We start from the raw sequence: 1,753 nt of genomic DNA on the forward strand, positions 1-1,753 counted from the left end.
CAAGGCCGCGTAGTTAAGGGTTTTGCTGGGCGGTCAAGGGGTGGGTGGGGTCAGTTGGTAGGCGCCGTATGTCGGGGATGTGAGGGTGCCGTTGTGTGTGAGTCGTCGGAGTTGGCCGCGGAGTGTTGAGGGTGTGGCGTCGTGGAGAGCGTGGGCGATGTCGCGGGCCCGCCAGTGGCGTGTCGGGTGGGTGCCCAGTAGGGCGAGGATTCTGCCGGTGAGGGTGGCTGTTCGTGGTACGGGTGGCCGGGGGACGGGTTCTGGCCCGGTCTGCGGGATGTGGATGGCGATCTCGATGGTGGCGATGTTGATGCTGGTCAGCGGCCTGCCGTCGTCTTTCTTGGCGTGGTAGCGGGAGATCGGACACTTCACCTTGCGGCTGCTGGTCCGAGCTCGGCGGGGAGGTAGCAGACTGGCCAGGAGGGTGCGGGTGAAGGCGGGGGCCGGCCCGGTCTCTTCGGTGATGACGGCGTGGGCGGTGACGAGGTGGTCGCGGGCGGTTTCCATCGCGGTGGTGAAGCTGATCCGGTCCGGATCGAGGCCGGGCTGGGATTCGGCGGCCTCGGCCATGGCGTGACGCAGGACTTGATAGAGGGCAAGCGTGGCCCACAGTTCCTGGGCGATGCCGTCCGGCGTGGTTGAGCGCAGGACGCGGCCGTTCATGAGTGTGTGACGCAGGGCGTAGTAGGCGGACTCGATCTCCCATCGTTCGTGGTAGAGGCGTGTCAGTTGACCGGCCGGATCGGTGCGGTGGTCGAGCATGCTGGTCGCCAGCCGGTAGGTGCCGCTCACTCGTCGGCCGTCGGTGCAGGTCACGGTGATGACGGCTTCAATGATCCGCACGGTCAGGGTGTCGAAGCGGGACAGGTAGGAGCCGTCGGGAAGCTTGGCATGCACGGGTGGGCGGCGGCCGGCCGAGACCCGGACGAGGAACTGGGCGCCGGAGCCGCTGACGTTTCGCAGGAAGGAGTTTCCGTCGAAACCGCGGTCAGCCAGCAGCAGCATCCCCTCGTCGAGCAGGTGCAGCAGCCGGGTGGCATACGTTGTCTCGCCGGTGCCCGCCGGCCCGAACACCGCGCCCAGCAGGCCACGGGTCCCTGTCTCCGCCAGGGTCATCAGCATCAACGCGGGATAGCCCGCCCAGCCCGGCTTGTGGAAGATCTTCCCGAGCCAGGACCGGTTCGCGGCGCTGTCGGGGGCCTTGCACGACGCACAGCCGTCGAAGGCGACCGTCCGCCAGCGCCGGTAAGACACTCCTGGCATGTCCGGTCGGGCCAGCGGCACCGCCAGCGTCTCGAACAACTCCTTCACCGGTGCGATACCGATCCGTCTGCGCACGTCCCGCAATGCCTTCTCCGACGGTTCGGACACCACCGTCCCGCCCAGCCCGCTGGCCAGCTTGCGCCACACACCGGCATACCCGACCTGCGGAAACAGGCCCAGAGCCAGCAGGAAATACACCCCAACCCGGGACGGCAGCACACGACGGCGTCGTTCAACGGCCCTGCATTGCTCCAAGACCGCGTCGACCAGCTCGAAGGGAACGTAGCGGGTCAGTCCGCCCAAGTGCCCAGGCGCGAACACGTCTTTGGCCACCCGGACTACCCGGACGATGACAGAATCGGTTTCCAACGGGGCTCCCCGTGAACAGATGTCTTGGTCGACTTCCTGTCCTACGCGGAGCCCCGTCCTCGTGCCCCGACTTCCCCGAACCGCTTGACAGAACGGGCGAGCCCTTAACTACGCGGCCTTG

Annotated in this window: 1 protein-coding gene; it reads right to left on the reverse strand. The window is 67.3% G+C overall.

Annotated elements, in window-relative coordinates; all coding sequences use genetic code 11:
- Positions 1-33: 33 nt before the first annotated feature.
- The gene (locus ACIPXB_RS37125) at positions 34-1,632 is read right to left on the reverse strand and encodes an IS4 family transposase (protein ID WP_401457423.1); all 1,599 of its coding nucleotides are present in this window, start codon (positions 1,630-1,632) and stop codon (positions 34-36) included.
- Positions 1,633-1,753: the final 121 nt, after the last annotated feature.

The sequence above is a fragment of the Streptomyces sp. NPDC090022 genome (assembly GCF_044748145.1).
In the GTDB taxonomy this organism is placed as follows: Bacteria; Actinomycetota; Actinomycetes; order Streptomycetales; family Streptomycetaceae; genus Streptomyces.